The 23,842-nt window shown below is 72.0% G+C and carries 21 protein-coding genes, 1 tRNA gene and 1 pseudogene; 12 read left to right on the forward strand and 11 right to left on the reverse strand.

What is annotated here, in order from left to right; translation table 11 throughout:
• Positions 1-337: 337 nt before the first annotated feature.
• Complete coding sequence (locus tag ACF1AL_RS36715; protein ID WP_391660254.1) at positions 338-1,009, reverse strand: pentapeptide repeat-containing protein; 672 nt, start codon at positions 1,007-1,009, stop codon at positions 338-340.
• Between the two features lie 128 nt (positions 1,010-1,137).
• On the opposite strand from ACF1AL_RS36715, the gene ACF1AL_RS36720 reads away from it, so the two are divergent.
• Genes ACF1AL_RS36720 through ACF1AL_RS36730 form a run of 3 tightly spaced genes read left to right on the forward strand, consistent with a single transcriptional unit; the run spans position 1,138 to position 4,880 of the window.
• Positions 1,138-2,301, forward strand: coding sequence for an FAD-dependent oxidoreductase (locus ACF1AL_RS36720; protein WP_391821963.1), 1,164 nt, complete (start codon positions 1,138-1,140; stop codon positions 2,299-2,301).
• Positions 2,302-2,349: 48 nt separating this feature from the next.
• Positions 2,350-3,330, forward strand: a complete 981-nt coding sequence (locus ACF1AL_RS36725; protein ID WP_391821962.1) for a zinc-binding dehydrogenase — start codon at positions 2,350-2,352, stop codon at positions 3,328-3,330.
• Between the two features lie 56 nt (positions 3,331-3,386).
• Positions 3,387-4,880, forward strand: a complete 1,494-nt coding sequence (locus tag ACF1AL_RS36730; protein ID WP_366842004.1) for an MFS transporter — start codon at positions 3,387-3,389, stop codon at positions 4,878-4,880.
• Positions 4,881-5,095: 215 nt separating this feature from the next.
• On the opposite strand, the gene ACF1AL_RS36735 is transcribed toward ACF1AL_RS36730, so the two are convergent.
• Together ACF1AL_RS36735 and ACF1AL_RS36740 are read right to left on the reverse strand one after the other, a co-directional pair.
• Positions 5,096-6,493, reverse strand: a complete 1,398-nt coding sequence (locus ACF1AL_RS36735; protein WP_391828643.1) for an NAD(P)/FAD-dependent oxidoreductase — start codon at positions 6,491-6,493, stop codon at positions 5,096-5,098.
• An 11-nt stretch (positions 6,494-6,504) separates the two neighbouring features.
• The gene (locus tag ACF1AL_RS36740; protein ID WP_391702557.1) at positions 6,505-7,158 is read right to left on the reverse strand and encodes a rhomboid-like protein; all 654 of its coding nucleotides are present in this window, start codon (positions 7,156-7,158) and stop codon (positions 6,505-6,507) included.
• Between ACF1AL_RS36740 and ACF1AL_RS36745 the strand changes: the two genes are divergently transcribed.
• Genes ACF1AL_RS36745 through ACF1AL_RS36755 form a run of 3 tightly spaced genes read left to right on the forward strand, consistent with a single transcriptional unit; the run spans position 7,157 to position 8,961 of the window.
• On the forward strand, positions 7,157-8,086 hold the full coding sequence (locus ACF1AL_RS36745) for an aminoglycoside phosphotransferase family protein (protein ID WP_391780755.1): 930 nt from the start codon (positions 7,157-7,159) through the stop codon (positions 8,084-8,086). The two genes, ACF1AL_RS36740 and ACF1AL_RS36745, sit on opposite strands and share 2 nt — an antisense overlap.
• The gene (locus ACF1AL_RS36750) at positions 8,083-8,454 is read left to right on the forward strand and encodes a VOC family protein (RefSeq protein ID WP_391780756.1); all 372 of its coding nucleotides are present in this window, start codon (positions 8,083-8,085) and stop codon (positions 8,452-8,454) included. Before ACF1AL_RS36745 ends, ACF1AL_RS36750 begins: the two co-directional genes overlap by 4 nt.
• A gap of 30 nt (positions 8,455-8,484) precedes the next feature.
• Positions 8,485-8,961: a GNAT family N-acetyltransferase gene (locus ACF1AL_RS36755; RefSeq protein WP_391702550.1), complete on the forward strand. Its 477-nt coding sequence runs from the start codon at positions 8,485-8,487 to the stop codon at positions 8,959-8,961.
• A 642-nt stretch (positions 8,962-9,603) separates the two neighbouring features.
• Here the strand turns inward: ACF1AL_RS36755 and ACF1AL_RS36760 are convergent.
• Complete coding sequence (locus ACF1AL_RS36760) at positions 9,604-10,005, reverse strand: hypothetical protein (RefSeq protein ID WP_391780757.1); 402 nt, start codon at positions 10,003-10,005, stop codon at positions 9,604-9,606.
• Between the two features lie 379 nt (positions 10,006-10,384).
• Here ACF1AL_RS36760 and ACF1AL_RS36765 point away from each other — a divergent pair, with 379 nt between their 5' ends.
• Both ACF1AL_RS36765 and ACF1AL_RS36770 read left to right on the forward strand, forming a co-directional pair.
• Positions 10,385-10,777, forward strand: coding sequence for a hypothetical protein (locus ACF1AL_RS36765; protein ID WP_391702883.1), 393 nt, complete (start codon positions 10,385-10,387; stop codon positions 10,775-10,777).
• A 401-nt stretch (positions 10,778-11,178) separates the two neighbouring features.
• Positions 11,179-11,472 (forward strand): annotated as a pseudogene (locus ACF1AL_RS36770) (tyrosine-type recombinase/integrase); the annotation flags it as partial.
• Between the two features lie 81 nt (positions 11,473-11,553).
• Here ACF1AL_RS36770 and ACF1AL_RS36775 read toward each other — a convergent pair.
• Positions 11,554-11,627: transfer RNA gene (locus tag ACF1AL_RS36775), tRNA-Thr, on the reverse strand.
• Between the two features lie 218 nt (positions 11,628-11,845).
• Between ACF1AL_RS36775 and ACF1AL_RS36780 the strand changes: the two genes are divergently transcribed.
• The 3 genes from ACF1AL_RS36780 to ACF1AL_RS36790 all read left to right on the forward strand — a co-directional run bounded on the left by ACF1AL_RS36780 (position 11,846) and on the right by ACF1AL_RS36790 (position 14,980).
• Positions 11,846-12,934: a sn-glycerol-3-phosphate ABC transporter ATP-binding protein UgpC gene (locus tag ACF1AL_RS36780; protein ID WP_366842020.1), complete on the forward strand. Its 1,089-nt coding sequence runs from the start codon at positions 11,846-11,848 to the stop codon at positions 12,932-12,934.
• A gap of 212 nt (positions 12,935-13,146) precedes the next feature.
• Positions 13,147-13,605 (forward strand): hypothetical protein, encoded by a 459-nt coding sequence (locus tag ACF1AL_RS36785; protein WP_384212583.1) that lies wholly within the window; start codon positions 13,147-13,149, stop codon positions 13,603-13,605.
• A gap of 643 nt (positions 13,606-14,248) precedes the next feature.
• The gene (locus tag ACF1AL_RS36790) at positions 14,249-14,980 is read left to right on the forward strand and encodes a nucleotidyltransferase family protein (protein WP_366841385.1); all 732 of its coding nucleotides are present in this window, start codon (positions 14,249-14,251) and stop codon (positions 14,978-14,980) included.
• 308 nt (positions 14,981-15,288) lie between these two features.
• Here the strand turns inward: ACF1AL_RS36790 and ACF1AL_RS36795 are convergent, their stop codons facing one another.
• The 6 genes from ACF1AL_RS36795 to ACF1AL_RS36820 all read right to left on the reverse strand — a co-directional run bounded on the left by ACF1AL_RS36795 (position 15,289) and on the right by ACF1AL_RS36820 (position 22,382).
• The gene (locus tag ACF1AL_RS36795; RefSeq protein ID WP_391828645.1) at positions 15,289-17,130 is read right to left on the reverse strand and encodes a DoxX family membrane protein; all 1,842 of its coding nucleotides are present in this window, start codon (positions 17,128-17,130) and stop codon (positions 15,289-15,291) included.
• Positions 17,131-17,262: 132 nt separating this feature from the next.
• Positions 17,263-18,204: a 23S rRNA (guanosine(2251)-2'-O)-methyltransferase RlmB gene (rlmB, locus tag ACF1AL_RS36800; protein WP_366841383.1), complete on the reverse strand. Its 942-nt coding sequence runs from the start codon at positions 18,202-18,204 to the stop codon at positions 17,263-17,265.
• Between the two features lie 88 nt (positions 18,205-18,292).
• Positions 18,293-19,690, reverse strand: a complete 1,398-nt coding sequence (gene cysS, locus ACF1AL_RS36805; protein ID WP_366841382.1) for a cysteine--tRNA ligase — start codon at positions 19,688-19,690, stop codon at positions 18,293-18,295.
• Between the two features lie 558 nt (positions 19,691-20,248).
• Positions 20,249-20,827 (reverse strand): 2-C-methyl-D-erythritol 2,4-cyclodiphosphate synthase, encoded by a 579-nt coding sequence (ispF, locus tag ACF1AL_RS36810; RefSeq protein WP_391828647.1) that lies wholly within the window; start codon positions 20,825-20,827, stop codon positions 20,249-20,251.
• Positions 20,817-21,569 (reverse strand): 2-C-methyl-D-erythritol 4-phosphate cytidylyltransferase, encoded by a 753-nt coding sequence (ispD, locus tag ACF1AL_RS36815; protein ID WP_391828650.1) that lies wholly within the window; start codon positions 21,567-21,569, stop codon positions 20,817-20,819. The genes ispF and ispD overlap by 11 nt, the downstream gene beginning before the upstream one ends.
• Positions 21,570-21,899: 330 nt before the next feature.
• Complete coding sequence (locus ACF1AL_RS36820) at positions 21,900-22,382, reverse strand: CarD family transcriptional regulator (RefSeq protein WP_003953493.1); 483 nt, start codon at positions 22,380-22,382, stop codon at positions 21,900-21,902.
• Positions 22,383-23,165: 783 nt separating this feature from the next.
• Between ACF1AL_RS36820 and ACF1AL_RS36825 the strand changes: the two genes are divergently transcribed.
• Positions 23,166-23,822, forward strand: a complete 657-nt coding sequence (locus tag ACF1AL_RS36825) for a DUF461 domain-containing protein (RefSeq protein WP_391660266.1) — start codon at positions 23,166-23,168, stop codon at positions 23,820-23,822.
• Positions 23,823-23,842 lie beyond the last annotated feature (20 nt).

Raw genomic sequence — 23,842 nt, forward strand, 5'->3', positions numbered from 1 at the left:
TCGTTTGCTCTTGCGATCTGTCCGTCCTCGGTACGGCCCTACGTTTCTTCAAGACGGCACCCGAAGGCAATGCCGTCCGCTGCGGGCGGACACCCCCCACCACGCCCCCTCCCCGCCGCCGGCGGCTATCCCGCCGTAGCTGCGGGCATGCGTGCCGCCTGGGGCGGCACGGGTGGGCGCAGCGGCACCCCGCAACGCCGGGCCGCGCAACCCCGGCGGTCACCGAAGACGCCGGGCGCCGAGCAAACGCAGGGCACCGCGCCCACGGCGTTCACCCCGGCGCCGGGCGCCCCGCACCGCCGGGCACCGCACCCCACGGCGTTCACCGCACCCCCCGTCAGCCCTCCACCCGAAGCCCCAAGGCCGCGGCCAAGGTCGGGGCCAGATCCAAGAGTTGCGCCGTGGAGATCACCGCCCCGGACAGGCTCGCGTACCCCCGTGTGACCTCCAGCGGCGCAGCCCCCCGCAAGTCCACGTCCGTCAGTGTCGCTCCCGTGAAGTCCGCGCCCTTGAGGGCGCAGTCGGTGAATTCCACCCGCTCCAGCCGCGCGCCCTGGAAGTCCGGCTCCACCAGCACGCACCCCGTGAAGACGACATCCCGCAGCCGCGCCCCCCGCAGATTCAGGTAGTCGATCTTCCCGCCCCGGATCACCACCCGCTCCAGCACCGCCCCGTGCAGTTGCACCCCGCCCAGGCGCGGGTCGGCGACCTCGACGTCCCGCAGCGTCGACTCCGCCAGGTCCGTGCCCACCCCCCGCACATCGGCCAGCACGGAGTCCAGGACGCGCGCGTGATGCAGCCGCGTCCCGTCCAGCGCGCACCCTCTCAGCGCGCAGTCCATGAACCGCGCGCCCGCCCCGTCCGCCCCGGTCAGGTCCGTCCCCGCGAACTCCAGCCCGTCGTAGTCCCCGTCCGGCTCCAGCCCCTCCCCGTCGTACGCCTCCAGGTGCGGCAGCCGCACCTCGGGCCGCCTCGCCGCCTTCACGCCGTCCCGCGCTGCCCTTGCCATGAGCCCATGCTGCACCCCACCACTGACAATCGCCCCGACCTGCGAAAACACCGGAAGCTGTCACATTTCGGCGGCGCGCGCGGTCATAGGGGTGCAAGCGGCGACCCGAGCAGAGGGAGAGACCCGACATGCACCGCATCACCGTCGTCGGCGGCGGTTTCGCCGGCCTGACCGCCGCCATCACCGCCGCCGAGGCGGGCGCCCAGGTCACCGTGTACGAGGCCCACCACACCCTCGGCGGCCGCGCCCGCTCCGCGGAGGGCCCGTACCGGACGAACGAGGGGCCGCACGCCCTCTACAACGGCGGCCCGCACTGGACCTGGCTCAGGCAGCGCGACCTCATCGGGCCGCTCGCGCCGCTGCCGCCCCTGGAGGCGGCCCGGCTGCGGCTGCGCCACCAGGGCGTCCTGCGCCGCACCCCGCCCTTCGCGATGCTCAAGCTGCTGCGCCGGCGGCTGCCGCAGGCGCCCGTCGACACCGACTTCCTCACCTGGGCGAGCGACATCGCCGGCGAGGAGGGCGCCCGCGCCGCCGCGCACTACTCCGCCGTCGCGCTCTTCCACCACGACCCCGGCTCCCTGTCCGCGGCCTTCGTGCGGGAGCGGCTGCGCCGGGCCACCAAGCTGCCGCCGGAGGCGCACTATCCGCGCGGCGGCTGGGCGAGCGTGATCGACCGGATGGCCGCCCGCGCCTGGAACCTGGGGGTGCGGATGGAGACGCTGTCGCGCGTCGACACGCTGCCCACCGACACCCCGGTCGTCGTCGCCACCTCGCTGGCCGCCGCACGCCGGCTGCTGAAGGACGACTCCCTGGTGTGGCCGAGCGGCCGTACCGCCCTGGTCGACCTCGCGGTGCGCACCCGCCGCGGTGACGCGTTCGTCGTGTCGGACCTGGACGCGCCCGGGTGGATCGAGCGGTTCAGCGCGCAGGACCGCACCCTCGCCCCGGCCGGCGAGCAGCTGATCCAGGGACAGATCCCGCTCGCCCCGCACGAGTCCCGCGCCGACGGCGTCGCCCGCGCGGAGGCGCTGCTCGACCTGGGTTTCCCGGGCTGGCGGGAGCGGGTCACCTGGCGGCGCGAGGCGACCGCCGAGGGCCGCACGGGGGCCGTCGACCTGCCCGGCACCAGCTGGCGGGACCGGCCCGCCATCGACCGCGGCGACGGCGTGTACCTGGCCGGGGACCAGGTCGCGGCGCCCGGGGTGCTGTCGGAGGTGTCCTTCACCAGCGCGCTGACCGCCGTGTCGCTGGCGCTGGGCCAACGGCACGCGCTTGACCTCAAGCGTGCTTGAGGTCGAAGAGTGGGCCCCGCCCGCATCCACCTCGAACCGGGGGATTTCATGTACGCGATCCGTCTGCACGCCTTCGGTCCCGCCGAGAACCTGACCTACGAGCAGGTCGAGGACCCGGTGCCGGGCCCCGGTCAGGTCCGTGTCGCCGTCGCGGCCGCCGGCGTCCACCTCCTCGACACCGCCCTGCGGGAGGGCGTCCGGGGTCCGCTGCCCGAACTGCCCGCCCTGCCGACCGTGCCCGGCCGTGAGGTCGCCGGCACCGTCGACGCCCTCGGCGAGGGCGTGGAGCCGTCCTGGCTCGGCAAGCGCGTGGTCGCCCACCTGGGGTTCGCGCCCGGCGGCTACGCCGAACGCGCGGTGACCGACGCCTCCCGCCTGCACGAGATCCCGTCCGGCCTGGACGCCGCCGAGGCGGTCGCCATGATCGGCACCGGCCGCACCGCGCTGGGCATCGTGCAGTTCGCGGACCTGGGCCCGCAGGCGGTGGCCGTGATCCCGGCGGCCGCGGGCGGCATCGGCACCCTCCTGGTCCAGTACGCGAAGAACGCCGGCGCCACCGTCGTCGGCCTGGCCGGCGGCCCCGCGAAGACCGCGCGCGTCGCGGCCAACGGCGCCGACCTCGCCGTCGACTACACCGACCCCGCCTGGACCGGGAAGGTCCGCGCCTTCCTCGGCGGCCGGCCCGCCACCGTCGTCTTCGACGGTGTCGGCGGCGACGCGGCCCGCGAGGCGGTCGCCCTGCTCGGCCCCGGCGGCCGGCACCTCGTCTTCGGCTGGTCCGCCGAAGGCGTCCGCGCCGGTGAGCCGTACCTCGTCGACGGGGTCTCCGAACAGGTCCTCGGCCCCGTCATGCTCGCCCGGGCCGGCGGCCCGGACCCCCTGCGCACCCTCGAACTGCGCGCCCTCACCGAGGCCGCCGCCGGCCGGCTCACGCCCGCCGTCCAGCGCTTCCCGCTGGCCGAGGCGGCCGCCGCGCACCACGCCCTCGAGACCCGCCGTACGACCGGAAAGGTGGTGTTGGAGCCATGAACAGGCACCGCACACCCCAGGATGCGATACGTCCCGATTCGTGGTCTTCTGGCCGAGTGACTGTCACCCGAACAGGTGAACCCGCCACGGGAACCGACCCCCACCGCTGGTGGGGGCTGGTGATCATCGCGCTGGCCCAGCTGATGGTCGTCCTGGACGCCACCATCGTGAACATCGCCCTGCCGTCCGCACAGCGCGACCTGGGCATGTCCGACGCCAACCGGCAGTGGGTGATCACCGCCTACACCCTCGCCTTCGGCGGCCTGCTCCTCCTCGGCGGCCGCATCGCCGACCTCGTCGGCCGCAAACGGACCTTCGTCATCGGGCTGATCGGCTTCGCCGCCGCCTCCGCGCTCGGCGGCGCCGCGACCACTGCCGGCATGCTCTTCGGCGCCCGCGCCCTGCAAGGGGCCTTCGCCGCCGTCCTCGCCCCCTCCGCGCTGTCGCTGCTCACCACGACGTTCACCGACCCCAAGGAGCGCGGCAAGGCCTTCGGCATCTACGGCGCCCTCGCCGGCAGCGGCTCCGCGATCGGCTTCATCGTGGGCGGCCTGCTCACCGAGTACCTGAACTGGCGCTGGTGCCTCTACGTCAACGTGCCCATCGCCGTCATCGCGGTCATCGGCGCCCTCACCCTGCTGCACGACCGCCCCGGCCACGCCGGCGTCCGCCTCGACGTGCCCGGCGTGATCCTCGGCTGCGGCGGCCTGGTCGCGATCGTCTACGGCTTCAGCGAGGCACAGCCACGCGGCTGGACCGACCCGCTGGTGCTCGCCCTCTTCGCGGCCGGCGTGGCGCTGCTCGCCACGTTCGTCTGGTGGCAGACCAGGGCGCCGAGCCCGCTGCTCCCGCTGCACATCATCAAGGACCGCAACCGCGCGGGCTGCTTCCTGACGATGATGCTCGCGGTGATCGGGATGTTCGGCCTGTTCCTGTTCATGACCTACTACCTGCAGGTCATCCTCGGCTACTCGCCCGTCCGCACCGGCCTGGCCTTCCTCCCGCTGACCGTGGCGATCATCATCGGCTCGACCCAGATCTCCGCGCGCCTGCTGCCCCACGTGTCGCCGCGCATGCTGATGGTCCCCGGCATGGTCCTCGCCGCCGGCGGCATGGTGATCCTCACGCAGATGACCGTGGACTCCTCCTACACCACGGAGATCCTGCCCGCGCTGCTGCTGATGGGCCTCGGCATGGGCCTCACCTTCATGCCGGTGTTCTCCACCGCCACCGCCGGCGTCGCCCCGCAGGACTCCGGCGTGACCTCGGCGACCGTCAACACCTCCCAGCAGGTCGGCGGCTCCATCGGCACGGCCCTGCTGAACACCATCGCCACCACGAGCAGCGCCACCTACATCGCCGCCCACCTGCGGGACCCCGCCCAGCGCGCCCTGGTCGTCCGCGAGGGCGTGGTGCACGGCTACACGGTCGCCATCTGGTGCGCGGCTGGGGTCATGCTCCTCGCGGGCCTGGTGGCCGGCCTGATGGTCACGGCCCGGCCCCCGCGCGCCACGCCGGCGCAGAGCCCGGTACCGGAGTCGGTCGCCTGACCGCTCCCCCACGCGCGTGCCCCACGGCGCCCGGCGTCCGGCGCACGCACGCGTGGCCCACCGCGCTCGACGTCGCGCACGCACGCGTGCCCCACGCCGAGGCCCAAGTCCCACGCCCACGCCCACGGCGCGTGGGCCACCGCACCCCGCGTCACGCACGCGCGCGTGCACCTCCGTATACGGACACGCGCGCGTGCCGGCCGTAGCGCCGCCGCTCAGCTCCGTCCGGCCACCCGGTCCGCGAGCCGGGCCAGGCGGGAGGACTCCGCGCGGGGCGCCGTGCGCTCCCGCTGGTCGGCGGCGCGGTACACGGCGTACAGCCCCTGCACGCCCACCCACCGCAGCGGCTCCGGCTCCCACTTGCGCACCCGGTGCCCCACCCACGGCAGTTCGGTCAGCTCGGTACGGCCGCCCTGCCCGGAGTCCAGCTGCACGAGGTCCCGCAGCGTGCGCGCCGCGAGGTTCGTCGTCGCGACGCCCGACCCGACGTACCCGCCGGCCCAGCCGAGCCCCGTCGACCGGTCCAGCGTCACCGTCGCGCACCAGTCCCGCGGCACCCCCAGCACCCCCGACCAGGCGTGCTCGACGCCCAGGCCGGCCAGCGACGGGAAGAACCGCAGGAGGATCTCCCGCAGCGCCGCGATCGTCGCGTCCTGCGTCCGCCCGTCGTTGTCGGTGCGCGAGCCGAAGCGGTACGGCACCCCGCGCCCGCCCAGCGCGATCCGCCCGTCGGCGGTGCGCTGCGCGTACATGTACGCGTGCGCCATGTCCCCGAGCGTCTCGCGCCCGGACCAGCCGATCTCCGCCCACTGCGCCTCGGTCAGCGGTTCGGTGGCGATCATCGAGGAGTTCATCGGCAGCCAGGTCCGCCGCTGCCCCTTGAGCGACGCGGTGAACCCCTCCGTGCAGCGCAGCACATAGGGCGCCCGGACGGTCCCGTACGGCGTCACCGCGTGCTTCGGCCGGATCTCGGTGACCGGCGTCGACTCGTGGATCGTCACGCCGAGCGCCTCGACGGCCGCCGCGAGCCCCTTGACCAGCTTCACCGGGTGCAGTCGCGCCCCGTGCGGCGTCCACGTCGACCCGACCGCGTCCGCGACCCGGATCCGCTCGGCGGTCTCCTCGGCGCCGTACAGCTCGCGGTCCTTCTCGCCGAAGGCGATCTCCGCGGCGTGGAAGGCCTTCAGCCGGGCCAGCTGCGCCGGGGTGGTCGCCACCTCCAGCACGCCGCCCTTGTGGATGCCGGCGTCGATGCCCTCCGCCTCGGCGACCGCGATCACCTCGTCGACGGTGTCGTTCATGGCCTGCTGCAGCCGCACCGCCGCCTCGTGGCCGTGCAGCCGGGCGTACCGGTCGCGGCCGGCGATGCCGTTGTACAGCCAGCCGCCGTTGCGTCCGGAGGCGCCGTAGCCGCAGAACTTCTGCTCCAGCACGACGATCCGCAAGAAGGGAGCGGACTTCTTCAGGTAGTACGCCGTCCACAGCCCCGTGTACCCGCCGCCGACGATCACCACGTCGGCGGTGGCGTCACCGGGCAGCGGCTCCCGCACCGCCGGAAGGCCGTCGTCCGCGTACCAGAAGGAAATGCCGCCGTTCACGACACTGCTGCTCATGAGCCCGGACGTTAACCCGTGTTCCCGACCCCTGTCTCCTTCGGATTCCGTGGAATTTCCCGCCCGCGCGTGAGCGGATGGCACGCCAGCCCGATGAGCACGGACACGAAGTGCCCGAGGTCGGTGAAGGTCGGCCCGGCGGTCAGCGGCAGGCCGTAGAAGACCAGCACCGCGAACAGATAGACGTACCGCCAGGGCCCCGGGATCCGGTACGTCAGCACCCCCACCACCCCCGCCAGCGCGTAGCTGACCCCGATGTCCAGGGCCTCGGCCTCCGAGTGCGGCGCGTACCCGCGCTCGATGGCGACGAGCAGCACGCCCTGACTGATCAGCGTCGCCAGGAAGTGCGCCGCCACGCACACCACCAGCCAGCGCACGGTCCCCAGCCAGCGCTCGGCCGGCGCGTGGAACACGCTGTACAGCACCGCGTACGGCAGCCAGCGCCCGCCGTCGATCCACATCGCGCTGGCGATGAGCACCCGCACCGGGTTGCGGGACAGCTCCTCCAGGTTCGTCGAGCGCTGCCGCAGGAAGTCGCGTTCGAAGTCGGCGGACATGTGGTGCAGGGCGACGGTGGTGACGAACAGGATCGCCAGCCACACGTACGTCCCCGGGGCGCTGCGGACGTAGGCCCCGACCCGGCGCAGACCCCGCGTAATTCGCATGAGCCGATTCACGCACGGCAGTATCGTCCGGCAGGTGATCGACATTCCGGCCGAGCTGGCGGCGTCACAGGCGGAGTACAACGGCGAGACGGGCCGCGCGTTCGTCGCGGGCCTGCCGGACCTGGCCGCGCGGTTCCTGAGCCGCTGGCGGCTGCGGCTGGACGGCCCGTCGATGTACGGGGTGTGCGCCCTGGTCCTGCCGGTCGTCCGCGACGACGGACTGCGCGCCGTCCTCAAACTCCAGCTGCTCGACGAGGAGAGCGTGGGCGAACCGGTCGCCCTGCGCCTGTGGGACGGCGACGGAGCGGTACGCCTCCTCGACCACGACGAGCCCACCGGCACGATGCTGCTGGAACGCCTCGACTCCTCCCGGATGCTCGCCCACCACCCGGACGTCCACGAGGCGGTCGAGGTGATCGCCCAGCTGCTCGCCCACCTCAACGCCACACCCGCCCCGCCGGGCCTGCGCCGCCTCGGCGACATCGCGCGGCGGATGCTGGAGCGCACCCCCGCGGCGTTGGCGAGCGTCCCCGACCCGCGGGCCCGCCGTCTCCTCGCCGACTGCGCCGCCGCCGTACGCGAGGTCGTGGCCGAACCCGGCGACCGCCTGCTGCACTGGGACCTGCACGACGAGAACGTCCTGTCCGCCGACCGCGCCACCTGGCTCGCCATCGACCCCAAGCCCCTGGCCGGCGACCCCGGCTTCGAACTGTGGCCGGCCCTCGACAACCGCTACGACCCCGACGACATCCGCTGGCGCTTCGACGCGATGACCGCCGTCATGGGTCTCGACCGGGACCGCGCCCGCGCCTGGACCCTGGGCCGCGTCCTGCAGAACGCCCTGTGGGACATCGAGGACGGCCGCCCCCTGGACCCCGACCAGCTGCACATCGCCGACCGCCTGCGCCCGCCTAGGATCGCGCCATGATCGCCGAACTCCAGTGCGTGGTCCTGGACTGCCCCGACCCCGCCGCGCTCGCCGGCTTCTACCAAGGCCTGCTCGGCGGCACCGTCGACCGGCCCGACGCCCGCTGGGCGGTGGGCGACGACTGGCACACCCTGCACACGCCCCAGGGCGCGGTCCTGGCCTTCCAGCGGGTCGCGGACCACCGGCCCCCGCGGTGGCCGGACCCCGAGCACCCCCAGCAGTTCCACCTGGACCTCGCCGTATCCGACCTGGACCGGGCCGACGAGGAGGTCCGGGCCGCCGGAGCCCGCCTGCTGGACGACAGCGCGGGCGGCTGGCGCGTCTACGCCGACCCGGCCGGCCACCCCTTCTGCCTGGTCCGCCACTGACCTGGTCCGCCACTGACGACAGGAGCACCCATGATCCGCCCCGCGACGCCCGCGGACCTTCCCGTCATCCACACCCTGATCCAGGAACTCGCCGCCTACGAGAAGGCCCCGCACGAGGCGAAGGCGACCCCCGCCCAGCTCCACGACGCCCTCTTCTCGGCCCACCCGGCGGCCTTCGCGCACATCGCCGAGGACGACGACACCGGCGAGCCGGTCGGCTTCGCCCTGTGGTTCCTGTCCTTCTCCACCTGGCGCGGCACCCACGGCATCTACCTGGAGGACCTCTTCGTACGCCCCGCGGCCCGCGGCGCCGGCCACGGCAAGGCCCTGCTCACGGAACTCGCCCGCATCTGCGCCGAGCGCGGCTACCAGCGCCTGGAGTGGTCGGTCCTGAACTGGAACGAACCCGCGATCGGCTTCTACGAGTCCCTGGGCGCCCGCCCCCAGGACGAGTGGACGGTGTACCGCCTGACGGACGAGGCCCTGACCAACCTGGCCACCCCATGACAGAAGCCCGGACCGGAACGCACCGGCCCGGGCTTCCCCGGAGCCCCCTGTCGGATTCGAACCGACGACCTTCGCTTTACGAGTTCGATCTGACCCGCCGCCGCTGTCCGCTGTCATTGATGTCAGCCATGGATGTCACCGCACACCGCTGGGGTCACTTGCGACGCTTGCGTGTCTTCGCCTTGCGTTCGGCTTCCTTGCGCTTCTCGATGGTGTACGACGACCACTCGCCACGGTGCAGGTTGCATCGTGACGCACCGACCATCGCCAGCCGTCGGCACCGAGTGCCCTTCTCCGTGAGCGCTCCACACCTGGACTGCGTACGAGCCACGTTTCCCACCCCTGGTCTCGACCGTCGTGCGGACCAGTGCAGGATTGCCGGGCGCATGTCCTCTGTGGAAGGCGCACTGCTCCGCGCAGAGGTGCATGGCGGCCCAAGGAAGTTGCCCTGGGGCGCACTCTTCCCAACTGTGTTGGTAGCCCACAGGGTCGCGTACAGAGCCGTTCATGTGCGTACGCGGGCGGTCGGCGCCCCCTACCGGGCCAGCTGCGGAACTCGCCCGAAAATCCCCCGAACACCGATGAATGAGACGGAAACTGAGAAGGCCCACAACAGCCTGACCTCTCACGACGGTGGGTTGTTCACCAGTTCCGCCATTGATCGGTGAGTTCGTGCCGACCGAGTCCGTGTCTGGCGGTCAGGGCTATGACGTCGACTCCTTGCTCGGTGAGAGCCTCGTCGATGTAGAGGCAGAGCTGCTCGCGTTCATCGGTCTCGCAGGCGCTTTCGTCGTGGGCTTCGTTCACCGCATTCAGGGCCAGGACAACGCGCTCAACTGCGGCGAAGACCTGCTCGTCGTCTCTTTCGTCGAGTGTGGCCAGCTCGGTCTCGAAGGCGTTCAGGACGGCATCGGTCGCCGACAGAAGCTCATCGGAATACAGGTCGACCATGCATGCGCAGTCGGGGTCCAGAGTGCCGGCGGCAAGCTCTGCGGCTTCCGCGGCTATGCCCCTGCGCCAGTTTGTCGTCGGTCTCTCAGCCATGAGCCGGACCGTACAGCGCAGATCTGACAGTGCGGCCGCTCTCCCCAGCTCGAAGGAAGACCCAGAAGGGCTGGCGGCCGATGACCTCGCCGGCGAACCGGGAACCAACAGGCAGGGCCGCCATGGTTGCCGCCCAGCTCCGCCGCACCTCGTCTGCGGCCGGCGCTTCAGGGCCCGTCGGCCATGCGTACTCATCCATCTCTAGATCATGCGGTCATGGGACCGCGCTTAGAAGGCGCGGGCACGCACGGCAGGCTAGACCAGCAAGTCCGCAGGGCTTCGGTGACAGGCTGGCGAGTGTCGTCGGCGTCCGCGCTCGTTGCCCTGCTCGGCACCTCCCTGCCGCCCCGATCTCTCCGCCTGCGAGAGTGGTCCAGTGATGCTGAATCCTGAGAACACTCTGTTCATCCGTGGTGCCACGCCCGTGCTCCTGCTGGCCGACGCACCCGTCCACGATGCCCTGCCGCTGCTGACCGCCTCGGACGGAGCGGTGCCCTTGTGTGAGGGGTGGACCATCGTCCCTCGACTCACCCTGTGCGTCGTAGACGGACCCGGGGACCACGGACTCGTCGTCCCCGCTCTCGCCGCGGCGGTGGTCGGGGGCGCCGATGGTGGCACGGCATCGAACGGCATGGATGACTGGTGCGCGGATGCTGAGCAGGCCGGCGGAGCAGTCGTCCTGTCTTTGGACCAATTGCCCGAGGCACTCGATTGGTCTGCCTTGCTGTCTTCGGGCACCACCCGCGGTGGCTTCATGCCTGCGCTGGTCTGACGGCAGGATCTTCGGACTCACGCGACCAGCGTGACGCCTGCTTGCATGCGCGAGCCTTGCACCCTGGACCTCTTCGTCCCGAAGCAAGTTGGTTGGGTTGCTCAACCCGGCCCGGCTCTGCTCCTGACCTGCGGCGACAGTCCACGGGCGTCCATGCTTGTCCGCCGTTGTGCGTCGGCGTTGTCACGCAGTTAGACACGTACCCGGTGAAGACCGCTCGGCTCCCTACGTTGTCTAGGCCCACCGTCAAGCATCACCCGGGACAGAAACGTCAGGCATCAGCTGGGATCCGACAGGGTTGAGACGCCTTCCGTCGTGGCTGGGCACATGGGGGCCGTTGCCGTCCAAGGCATCCGCGAGCCTGATCGCGAAGACCTCGGCCATGCGCTCGCTGACCCTCGTACGTCTTCACCACCCGCACCGGCCGTCCGATCGACCCGCAGAACGTCAACCGGTCGTTCTTCCGCATCACCGACGCCGCCGGCCTTCGGCGCATCCGTCTGCACGACGCCCGGCACGGCTGTGCCACGCTCCTCACCGCCGCCGGTGTCGCGCGCCGCGTCGTGATGGAGATCCTTGGGCACAGCCAGATCAGCATCACCATGGACGTGTACACGCACGTGACGTCGGACACGCAGCGCGAGCCCATCAGCCACATGGATCGCCTGCTCAGGCGCCGTGTCGACCGTGAGTGACCGTCCCGGTTGATGTCACCCGTAGATGTCGAACGCCCCGGACCGATCTTCGGCCGGGGCGTTCGCGCTGTTCAGCGTCGGAGCCCCCTGTCGGATTCGAACCGACGACCTTCGCTTTACAAGAGCGGCGCTCTAACCAGCTGAGCTAAGGAGGCCCGCGTACGTCGCGGACGTACGCGCCCGTGCAGTGTACCCACCCCGCACGGCGGCCCGATCGAAAATTTCCGCGAAGTTCACAGGGGCGCAGCTACTGACAGACCAGGTGAACGCCAGGTACCGTCCTGTGCCAGTTCACCTGCGTGGACTACACCAACCACCTTCCTACAACGGATCGTCCGGCACGTTCCTGCCGGTAGAAGGGGGCCCATTCACCATGGCCACTGTCACGTTCGACAAGGCGACCCGGATCTACCCGGGTTCCGACAAGCCCGCCGTCGACGCCCTGGACATCGAGATCGCCGACGGGGAGTTCCTCGTCCTGGTCGGTCCGTCCGGCTGCGGCAAGTCCACCTCTCTGCGGATGCTCGCAGGCCTGGAGGACGTCAACGGCGGCGCGATCCGCATCGGCGACCGCGACGTCACGCACCTGCCGCCGAAGGACCGGGACATCGCCATGGTGTTCCAGAACTACGCGCTCTACCCGCACATGACGGTCGCCGACAACATGGGCTTCGCGCTCAAGATCGCCGGCGTGCCGAAGGCGGAGATCCGGCAGAAGGTCGAGGAGGCCGCGAAGATCCTCGACCTCACCCAGTACCTGGACCGCAAGCCGAAGGCGCTCTCCGGCGGTCAGCGCCAGCGTGTCGCCATGGGCCGCGCGATCGTGCGTGAGCCGCAGGTCTTCCTCATGGACGAGCCGCTGTCCAACCTGGACGCCAAGCTCCGCGTCTCCACCCGCACCCAGATCGCCTCCCTGCAGCGCCGCCTGGGCATCACCACGGTCTACGTCACCCACGACCAGGTCGAGGCCCTCACCATGGGCGACCGCGTCGCCGTCCTCAAGGACGGTCTGCTCCAGCAGGTCGACACCCCGCGCAACATGTACGACAAGCCCGCCAACCTCTTCGTGGCCGGCTTCATCGGCTCCCCCGCGATGAACCTCGTCGAGGTCCCGATCACCGACGGCGGCGTGAAGTTCGGCAACAGCGTGGTCCCGGTCGACCGCGACGCGCTGTCCGCCACCACCGACAAGACGGTCACCGTCGGCGTCCGCCCCGAGCACTTCGACGTGGCCGGCCCCGACTCCGACCAGGGCGTCGCGGTCGTCGTCAACGTCGTCGAGGAGCTGGGCTCCGACGCGTTCGTCTACGGCACCGCCAAGGTCGGCAGCGAGACCAAGGACCTCGTCGTCCGCGTCGGCGGCCGCGAGGTGCCGGAGAAGGGCAGCACGCTGCACGTCGTGCCGCGCTCGGGCGAGACCCACGTCTTCTCCACCTCCACGGGCGCGCGCCTGTCGGACTGAGCACCGGAAATACCCGGGTGATTCACCCAGGTTGACGAAAGAGGGCCTCGCGGACTGCCGCGGGGCCCTTCTCGTTGTCGACAAATACCCCGGCAAAGGCGGGCGTTTCGACCACCGTTCGTCAACCCGCTACCGCGAAAATGCCCCTGCCTCATCCCCCGAACCGGTGACTAAATGTCGCCAAATCATTACCGCACGCTACCCTCACACGCGTGAAGCACTCCACCACCCAACAGACGCGACGCGGCCACCGGGGACCCGCCCGCCGGATCGGCCGCTCCCTCGCCCTCGTCCTGCCCGTCGTCCTGGTGCTCTCCGGGACCCTCGCGGTCACCCGGGTCAACTGGTCCGGGAACCCCTCGGACTCGGTGCTCACCGCCACCGACGTGACGCGGGCCGTGGACGCGAAGAACTCCGCCCGCCGCGCCCCGCAGGACGTCCTGCGCGACCAGCTCCTCACCGAGCTGCAGCAGAAGGACCCCGGCATCGCGCTCACCCACCTCCAGCAGGTCGTCAACGACAAGCCGTCGCTGGCGAAGCACTGCGTGGCCATCGCGCGGGCGCTGGGGCGGGCGGCGGTGCGGATCTACGGCCCCACCCGCGCCCAGTCCTTCGCCCGCCCCGTCTGCGACACGTCGTACGCCGCAGGCGTCCTCACCGCCCACGGCTGACCTCCGGTCACCACAACACCGGCACGATGCACGCCGTGGGGTGCCATGCCCTGCGGTGCGGTGCGGTGCGCCCGGCGTCGCGACGACCGCCGTAGGGCGCGCGGCCCTGCGCTGCGGCGCGCCCGGCGCCTTCGGTGACCGCCGTGGAGTGCGCAACCCGGCGCTACGGGGCGCCGCTGCGCCCACCCGTGCCGCCCCTAGCGGCACGACTGCCCGCAGCTACGCATGACTGGGTGGGCGGCCCCAGCGGCACGACTGCCCGCAGCTACGAGGATCGGACCCGCAGTCGCCGACGGCGAGAAGGGGACGTGGTGGGGGGTGTCCGCCCGCAGCGGACGGCATTGCCTTTCGGTGCCGTCTTGAAGAAACGTAGGGCCGTACCGAGGACGGACACCCCCCACCACGGCCCCGACCCACCCACCGGCAGAAGGCACTACCGCAACCCGCCACCGGACAGGAACGGGCCGCCGCAGGCATTCAGGGGCGCGGGGAACTGCGCGACCAGCCACCCACAAACCCGCACCCGGCGACGAAACCGCACCCACCCGCACAGCCGCCGCAGGCACCCCGCGGGGAACTGCGCGACAAGCCACGACGGACCCGCACCCGGCAACACACCCCACCCGTTGCGTACGCTTCCCGCATGACCCACCCGCACGCCGCCCCCCGCCCCACGCAAGCCGTCATCCTCGCCGGAGGCCAGGGCAGCCGGCTGCGCCCGTACACCGACCACCGCCCCAAGCCGATGGTCGAGATCCCCGGGACGGGCACGCCGATCATCGGACACCAGCTCGCCTGGCTCGCCGAGGAAGGCGTCACCGACGTCGTCGTCTCCTGCGGCCACCTCGCCGAGGTCCTCCAGGACTGGCTCGCCGAGGCCGACCTCCCCCTGCGCGTACAGACGGTCGTGGAGAGCGAACCCCTCGGCCGCGGCGGCGGCCTGAAGTTCGCCGCGGCCCACCTGCCGCACCCCGACCGCCCCTGGTACGCCACCAACGGCGACATTTGGACCCGCTTCTCGCTGCGCGACATGGCGGACTTCCACACCGAGCGCGGCGCCACGGCGACCCTCGCCCTCGCCCGCCCCCGCATCCCCTGGGGCGCCGTGAAGACCGACGGCTTCGGACACATCACCGACTTCATCGAGGCCCCGCCGTCCACCTTCGAGATCAACGCGGGCGTCTACGTCTTCTCCGCGGCCTTCGCCGATCTCCTCCCCGAACGCGGCGACCACGAGCGCACCACGTTCCCGCATCTGGCCCGGGAGCGTCGCCTGGCCGGCTTCCCGATCCCGCACGGCGCCTACTGGCGGGCGATCGACACGGCGAAGGACCTGACCGAAGCGGCCAAGGAACTGGCGGCACTGACCCGCTGACCCACCGCACCGGCACCCCGGCAGCCGCACAACACCGCAGCACCACCGCACCGCACCACCGCACCGCACCACCGCAGCCGCACCACCGCAGCCGCACCACCGCACCCGCAGAACCCCCACGACGGAGGGCCCCCACACGCAGGGCCCCCACGACGGACGGGCCCACAACAAAGGAACCCCACGACAAAGGGGCCCCGCCCGCGGACCCCCCGCGGGACGGAACCCCTTCGTCACACAACCGCCGGGCCGGCCACGTGACCGTGTGCGTCAGCCGGTGGGCTTCCCGAGCAGCCCGCCCACCGGCTCGGTTACCCCAACAGGCCGCCCACCAGGCCGGACTGGCCGGAAGAGGAGCCACCGGAAGAGGAGCCGGAGCCGCCGGAGCCGGAGCCCCCGCCGCTGCCCCCGCTGCCGCTGCCGCCCGACGAACCGCCACCGGACGTGGGCCCGGAGCTGGTGCTCGGCGCCTGACCGGACGGCGAGGAGTGCCGCGACGGCGCCTGCCCCACGGTGCCCTGCGTCTGGCTGGGTGTCCCGCCCGTGGCCGTACCGGAGGACCGCTTCGCACCCGGCGTACGCGCCTCCCGCGAGGGCTCGTCGGTGGTCGCACCGTGGGTCGGCGCGGCGGACGCCGACGGCGTGTGCCGCCGCGCGCGCTCACCGGGCGTCTGCGGCAGCGGCGAACCCGGCAGCTCGTTGCGCGGGGCCTCGCCGGGCCCCGGCACGACCACCCGGTCGGCGTCGCGCACGGCACCGCCGAGCAGCGAGCCGACGAGCAGCGTGATCCCGGTGACGACGGCCGTGATCAGCGCACCGCGGCGCAGCACGTACCGCCGCAGCTCCCAGATGTCGGAGCGCGGGCCGAGCCGCCGCCAGGCGCTCGCGGCGAGCCTTCCGTCGACGGAGTAGACGGGCGCGCCGGCGATGATCAGCGGCGACCAGGCGGCGAGGTAGATGATGTCGGGGGCGTCGTAGACGGGGACCGTCTTCCAGCTGACGGTGACGATGAGCGCGGCCGACAGCAGCGCGCCGACCACGGCGGCGACCCGCTGCCAGCAGCCCAGCACGGTCAGCACGCCGACGACGACCTGGAGGAAGGCGATGACCAGGCCGGAGCCGACGGGGTGGTGGAGGGCGAACTGGCGCAGCGGCTCGGCGACCTCCCAGGGGTGCAGGGTGTTGAGCCACTTGACCATGGAGCCGCGCTGGCCGCCGTCGAAGTAGACGGGGTCGCACAGCTTGCCCATGCCGGCGTAGATGGAGATGAAGCCGAGGAAGATGCGCAGCGGGAGCAGGACGACGCCGAGGTTCATGCGGCGGTGCGGGTAGTAGGCGTGCCGCGCGGGGTCGTCGGCGTGCCGCTTGCCCCGGACGCCGTCCTCGTCGCGCTCGTCACCGGCCTCGCCGTTCGCGCCGTACTGCCCCGGGCCGTAACCGGTGCCGTGGCCGTCGTCGTAGCCGTCGCCGTAACCGGTGCCGTGGGCGTCGTCGTAGCCGTACGCCTCGTGGCCGGGCTCGTCGTAGGCGCTGCCGACGGAGCGCATGGCGGGCAGCAGGCGGGTGCCCGCGCCGGCGTCCTCGGAGGTGCGCTGGGCGCCGACGACGGGCGTCTCGACGGTCTGGTCCAGCTCGTCGTAGCCGAAGTCGTGCCCGGGACCGTGCCCGGGACCGTGCCCGAGTCCCGATCCGTGCCCGGGGGCGTAGCCCGTGCCGTGCCCCGGGCCGTGGCCCGGCTCGACGCGGGGCAGGACCTGGGTGGCTCCGGCGTCGCCGGCGGCGGGCTCGGCGTGGCCGACGGTGCCGGCCCGCACGGCCTGCAGCAGGCGGTGGGCGCCGGTGTCGTCGGGGGCCGACTTGCCGCTCCAGACGACGGGCCGGCGCCGGGCCGCCGCGGCGGCCGCACCGGCTCTGCTCGCGGGGGCGACGACGGGCACGCGGCCGGTGTCCTGGGTGGCGCTCAAGTGCCGCGCGATCCGCGGGGATCGGGTGCGCACGGACGACGCACCCAGCTGCACGCGGAAGCTCGCGTGGCTCACGATGATCTGCGCCGGATCGCTCGGCACCTTCACCATGCTCAGCGCGGGAGCGTCGTCGAATCCCGACGAGCGGTCCCCCGTGGGTGTGCGGGGTGTTCTGGTGTCCACACTCATCTAACCGAGTGATGAGTCCTTAGGACACTGCCTTGACCGTGCGGATCTGTCCGGACCCCGTCAAGGTTGCCCCGAACGCCCGGAATCCCCCGTGTGGGGGACTCGGGCGAACGGTCGTACGGCGTCGGCTCGTCAGCCGCGGCGCCGCGCCGCCTCGTACAGCACGATGCCCGCCGCGACACCGGCGTTGAGGGACTCGGCCCCGCCCGGCATCGGGATGCGCACCCGGAAGTCGCAGGTCTCGCCGACCAGACGGGACAGGCCCTTGCCCTCGCTGCCGACGACGATGCACACCGGCCCGCCGAGCGCCTCCAGCTCGCCGAGCTCGACGTCCCCGTCCGCGGCGAGGCCGACGACCATGATCCCGGCCTTCTTGTACGCCTCCAGGGCCCGCGTCAGGTTGGTCGCGCGGGCGACCGGCGTCCGGGCGGCCGTACCGGCGGACGTCTTCCAGGCACCGGCGGTCATACCGGCCGCACGCCGCTCGGGTACGACGACGCCGTGGCCGCCGAAGGCGGAGACGGACCGCACGACGGCACCGAGGTTGCGCGGGTCGGTCACCCCGTCGAGGGCGACGATCAGCGGGTCCTCGCCCTCGTCCGCGGCGGCGTCGGCGAGGTCCTCGGGGTGGGCGTACTCGTACGGCGGGATCTGCAGCACCAGGCCCTGGTGGTTGAGGCCGTTGGTCATGCGGTCCAGCTCGGGCCGCGGGGCCTCCATCAGGTTGATACCGCCGCGCTCGGCGGCCAGCTGCAGCGCCTCGCGCACCCGCTCGTCGTTGTCGATGAACTGCTGCACGTACAGCGTGGAGGCGGGCACGCCCTCGCGCAGCGCCTCGTAGACCGGGTTACGGCCCACGACCAGCTCGGAGGCGGACTTGCCGCCGCCCCGGCGCTGCGGCGCACGCCCCTGCGCGCGGCGCGCCTTGGCCTGGGCGGCACGCTGCTTGGCGTGCCCCTTGCGCATCTCGGCGGGCGGGGTCGGACCCTTGCCCTCCAGGCCCCGGCGCCGCTTGCCGCCGCTGCCGACCTGCGCGCCCTTCTTGCCGGACATGCGACGGTTGTTCGCGGCCATGAGTTACCTGTCTCCGTGATGCGTCGGGTGTACGTACGTCAAGTGCAAGTGTGCCGCCCGTGGACGCGGGCGGCACATTCGCGGTGTTCTAGCGGGGCCCGAGGGTCCAGCGCGGGCCCTGCGGGCTGTCCTCGATGACGAGGCCGGCCTGCCCGAGCCGGTCCCGGATGGCGTCCGCGGTGGCCCAGTCCTTGCGCGCCCTGGCGGACTCGCGCTGCTCCAGCACCAGGTGGACGAGGCTGTCGACGACGCCGTGCAGGTCGTCGCCGCGGTCGTTCTCCCCGGCCCACTGCGGGTCGAGCGGGTCGAGGCCGAGGACGCCGAGCATGGCCCGCACCTCGGCGAGCCGCGCCACGGCGGCGTCCTTGTCGTCGGCGGCGAGGGCGCTGTTGCCCTGCCGCACGGTGGTGTGGATGACCGCGAGGGCCTGCGGGACGCCCAGGTCGTCGTCCATGGCCTCGGCGAAGGCGGGCGGCACCTCGGCGGCGGGCTCGACCTCGCCGGCCTGCTCCACCACCCGCTGCACGAAGCCCTCGATCCGGGCGAACGCCGACTCGGCCTCGCGCAGCGACTCCTCGCTGTACTCGATCATCGAGCGGTAGTGCGGGGTGCCGAGGTAGTAGCGCAGCACGATGGGCCGCCACTGCTTGACCATCTCGCTGACGAGGACGGAGTTGCCGAGCGACTTCGACATCTTCTCGCCGCTCATGGTGACCCAGCCGTTGTGCAGCCAGTACCGGGCGAACTCGTCGCCGAAGCCGCGGGCCTGGGCGATCTCGTTCTCGTGGTGCGGGAAGATCAGGTCGATGCCGCCGCCGTGGATGTCGAAGACGGAGCCCAGGTACTTGTGCGCCATGGCGGAGCACTCCAGGTGCCACCCCGGACGCCCGCGGCCCCACGGCGTCTCCCAGCTCGGCTCACCCGGCTTGGCGGCCTTCCACATCGCGAAGTCGCGCGGGTCCCGCTTGCCGGTCTCGCCGTCCTCCGAGGGCTGGCGCAGGTCCTCGAGGTCCTGGTTCGACAGCGACAGATAGCCCGGCAGCGAGCGCACGTCGAAGTAGACGTTCCCGTCGGCCTCGTAGGCGTGCCCGCGCTCGATGAGCGTGCGCATCATCTCGACCATCTCGGTGACATGGCCGGTGGCGCGCGGCTCGTACGTCGGCGGCAGGCAGCCGAGGGCCGTGTAGCCGTCGTTGAAGGCGCGCTCGTTCTCGTAGCCGATGGCCCACCAGGGGCGGCCCTGCTCGGCGGCCTTCTTGATGATCTTGTCGTCGATGTCGGTGACGTTGCGGATGAACGTGACGTCGTAGCCGCGGTAGGCGAACCAGCGGCGCAGGATGTCGAAGTTCAGCCCCGAGCGGATGTGCCCGATGTGCGGGGCCGCCTGCACGGTGGCGCCACACAGGTAGATCGAGACACAACCCGGCGTGAGCGGGGTGAAGTCACGGATCTGCCGGGCGCTGGTGTCGTACAGGCGAATGGTCACGCATCCAGGGTAGTGGGCGCCGACCAGTGCCAGGCGCCGCCGCGGGCTTACGGGGCGTTTTCGTGACCTCGACCGCCCACCGAACGCCGCGGACCGCGATGCCCGGCGTTGCGGTGACCGCCGTGGGGTGCGCTGCCCGGCGTTGCCTGGTGCCCGGGGTGCGGTGACCGCCGGGGTTGCGCGGCCGGCGGTGCGGGGTGCCGCTGCGCCCACCCGTGCCGCCCCTAGCGGCACGACTGCCCGCAGCTACGGAGGCAGGTAGCGGCGACGGCCTGCAGTCGCCGGCGGCGAGAAGGGGACGTGGTGGGGGGTGTCCGCCCGCAGCGGACGGCATTGCCTTCGGGTGCCGTCTTGAAGAAACGTAGGGCCGTACCGAGGACGGACACCCCCCACCGCGGCCCCGACCCACCCACCGGCAGAAGGCGCTACCGCAACCCGCCACCGGACAGGAACGGGCCGCCGCAGGCATTCAGGGGCGCGGGGAACTGCGCGACAAGCCACGACGGACCCGCACCCGGCAACACACCGCACCCACCCACGCACGCGCCGCAGGCACCGTTACCGCCGCACCACCAACGCCGTGGCCACCGCCATCAGCCCTTCCCCCCGCCCCGGAAACCCGAGCCCGTCCGTCGTCGCGCCGGAGACGCTCACCGGCGCCCCGGCCGCCTCGGAGAGGATCTTCTCCGCCTCGTCCCGCCGCTTGCCGATCTTCGGGCGGGGCCCGATCACCTGCACCGCGACGTTCCCGACGACGAAGCCGGCCGCCCGGACGATCCGGGCCGCCTCGGTCAGCAGCGTCACCCCCGAGGCTCCGGACCACTCCGGCCGCCCCGTACCGAAGTGCTGCCCCAGGTCACCGAGCCCCGCCGCGGAGAACAGCGCGTTGCACGCCGCGTGGGCGACGACGTCCGCGTCGGAGTGCCCGGCCAGCCCCGGCCCCTCGCCCTCCCACTTCAGCCCCGCGCACCACAGCTCACGTCCCTCTTCGAAGGCGTGGATGTCGGTACCGACGCCCACCCGAGGCAGCGCCGGAAAACCCGCCGGCACCCCGGACCCCGCCGACTCAGCACCCGGCACCCCGGACCCCGCCGCCTCAGCACCCGGCACCCCGGACCCCGCCGTCTCAGAACCCATCGTTCAGCCTCCGCCGAGCCAGCACGGCCTCCGCCAGCACCAGGTCCAGCGGCCGCGTCACCTTGAACGCCTCCTCGTGCCCCGGCACGACGACGACCCGCTCCCCGAGCTGCTCCACCATGCTCGCGTCGTCGGTGACGTCACCCGTGACGCTCTCGTGCGCCCGCACCAACGTCGCCCGGTCGAAGCCCTGCGGCGTCTGCACGGCCCGCAGCCGCGCCCGCACCGGAGTGGCCAGAACCGGCTCCGGCGCCCCCGCCTCCTCCGCCGGCTCGACCTCCTTGACGGTGTCGGCGAGCGGCACGGCCGGAACGACGGCCACCGCACCCGCGCGCACCGCCTCGATCACCGCGTCCACCGTGTCGACCGGCACCAGCGGCCGCGCGGCGTCATGCACCAGCACGATGTCGTAGTCGGGCGGCAGCACGTCCAGCCCGAGCTTCACGGACTCCTGCCGGGACTCCCCGCCCGGCACGACCACGAAGTCGGTCCGCTCGGGCAGGGCGTGCGACTCCAGCAGGCTCTTGACCTCGCCGGCCCCCTCCGGCGGGGCCACCACGACGACGAGGGAGACGAAACGCGACGCGGCCATGGCGCGCACCGCGTGGACCAGCATCGGCGTGCCGCTGAGCGCGCGCAGCGCCTTGGGGGCGCCCGGCCCCAGGCGTACGCCGCGGCCGGCGGCCGGGATCACCACGGCCGTACGCGGCTCGGTGGGGGAAGGACGCGAAACGTCAGACATCGGTTCCTGTCAGGTTTGTGTGCTCGGCCCGGGTGGGTATGGCCTCACCGTGCCGGGCGCGCGACGCTCTGACCGGACCCTTCCGTGACCCTGGTCGAGCCGGCGGCCCGACCCCGGCACATAGGTATCGGGGGCTTCCCCTCGACAGGACGACAGCGGGACCGCAGCGACGTCACGTGCGCGGATGACGAGGCGTACGAGACGTAGCGTACGCACCGCGGGCGTACGCGGCGGCGGATACGAACATGCCGCAGCGCCCGGCGACAGCAGTTGCGTCATCGGGCACCGCGGCATTGCACACCGTGCTGAACTGAGGCGGACGGGGCCGCGTCAGGACGCGAGGACCTCGTCGAGGAGGGCCTCGGCCTTGTCCTCGTTCGTGTTCTCCGCGAGGGCGAGCTCGCTCACCAGGATCTGGCGTGCCTTGGCGAGCATGCGCTTCTCGCCCGCGGAGAGTCCACGCTCGCGCTCACGACGCCACAGGTCACGCACGACTTCCGCGACCTTGATGACATCGCCGGAGGCGAGCTTCTCCAGATTTGCCTTGTAGCGACGGGACCAGTTCGTGGGCTCCTCGGCGTACGGAGCGCGCAGCACCTCGAAGACCCGGTCCAGCCCGTCCTGACCGACCACATCACGTACGCCGACGAACTCCGCATTGTCCGCTGGCACACGTACCGTCAGGTCACCCTGGGCGACCTTCAGCACCAAGTAGGTCTTGTCCACGCCTTTGATCTGGCGAGTTTCGATGGCCTCGATCAGCGCGGCCCCGTGATGGGGATAGACCACGGTGTCGCCAACCTTGAACGTCATGTGACAGGTACCCCTTCCGTGGCTATCCAGGGTAACACGGATACGGCGTCTTCTGAATGGCGTTTTCGCAGGTCAGGGCATATCTCGGGGCTTGACAACAGCGACGGGAACGTGCTGCGGAGGCCGAGCGGAGGCAGGTATTCGCAGGTCGGAGGCGCTTCTCGGGGCGCGTGAAACACGCCCGTCACAGCCCGCGGGAGCCCTCCCAGCAGGGTCGAACATCCCCAAATGTCCGGTTCCGTGTGTGCGACTTCCGCTACTCCGTTCGGCCGTCCCGAGGCGGTTACGAGACGAATCCGGAATTGATCACGGCACCCCGGGAAGGGCTCGGGAAGCGAACCGGAACGGATCTGGGAACGGATCAGGGAACGGGACCGGGAACGAGGCAGGGAAGGGGCCGGCTCATCCAGAGTGATCAATTCCGGCGACGGCCGTGCATTCTTCACGGAAAATTCGCCGACCGGCGCGCCGGAGACCCGTGCGACTTAAGTGAATGGCGGACGAAGCATGAGGCAATGTGACTCATGGGTCAGCTGTGGCGCCTGGGACGTGAGAGCACCCCGTGGCCGCACCCGCGGCATTGCCCAAGGCCGTCCCCATGGCCGCACCCGCGGCCACCCATGGCCGTACCCCCGGCCGTACCGCCTGCCGGGCGATCCGGGCGCTCGGGGGAGGGTCGGGTGCGGCGGCGCGGGAACGGCTCGGTAACCTAAGCCCGCTGACTGACCCTTAGGGTGGCTTTACAAGGAAAGCTGCCCCTGCGTTCAAGGAGTTGCCGCCGCCGTGAGCAGCAGCCTTCGACGCGGCGCCCTCGCCGCCTCCGTCATCGCCCTCTCGTTCGCGTCGCTGGCCGCCTGCGGCTCCGGCAACAACGCCCAGACGCTGCAGATCAAGCCGGACAACGCCGCCACCAGCGTCGGGAACATCAAGATCCAGAACGCGCTCGTCATCACCCAGCCCGACCGCGAGTCCACCGGCCCTGCCGCGGTCTCCGCCACCCTGTACAACTCGGGCCCGACCGACGAGACGCTGGAGACCATCAAGGTGGAGGGCGTCGCCCAGCCGGCCGACCTCAAGCCCGCCACGGGCAACGGCAAGGTGATCGTCCCCGCGGGTGGCTCTGTCGTCATCGGCGGCAAGGGCAACGCCGCGGCGGCCCTGCACGGCAGCCGCGAGGCCACGCAGGACGGCAGCGTCCAGAACATCACCTTCACGTTCAGCAAGGCCGGGGACGTCACCCTGAGCGGCTTCATCGTGCCGGCGAAGAGCTACTTCTCCGAGTGGGGCCCGAGCGAGGTTCCGAGCGCCCCGGCGCAGAGCCCGGCCCAGAAGCCCTCCGGCTCCCCGTCCGGCTCGCCGTCGCCGAACACCTCGACGTCGCCCTCCGGCACCCCGACCGACCAGGCGTCCGCGAGCACCTCGCCGTCGGCCGGCCACTGAGCCGTCGCGGTCCCGCCGTA

Source organism: Streptomyces sp. NPDC014801 (genome assembly GCF_043082085.1).
In the GTDB taxonomy this organism is placed as follows: domain Bacteria; phylum Actinomycetota; class Actinomycetes; order Streptomycetales; family Streptomycetaceae; genus Streptomyces.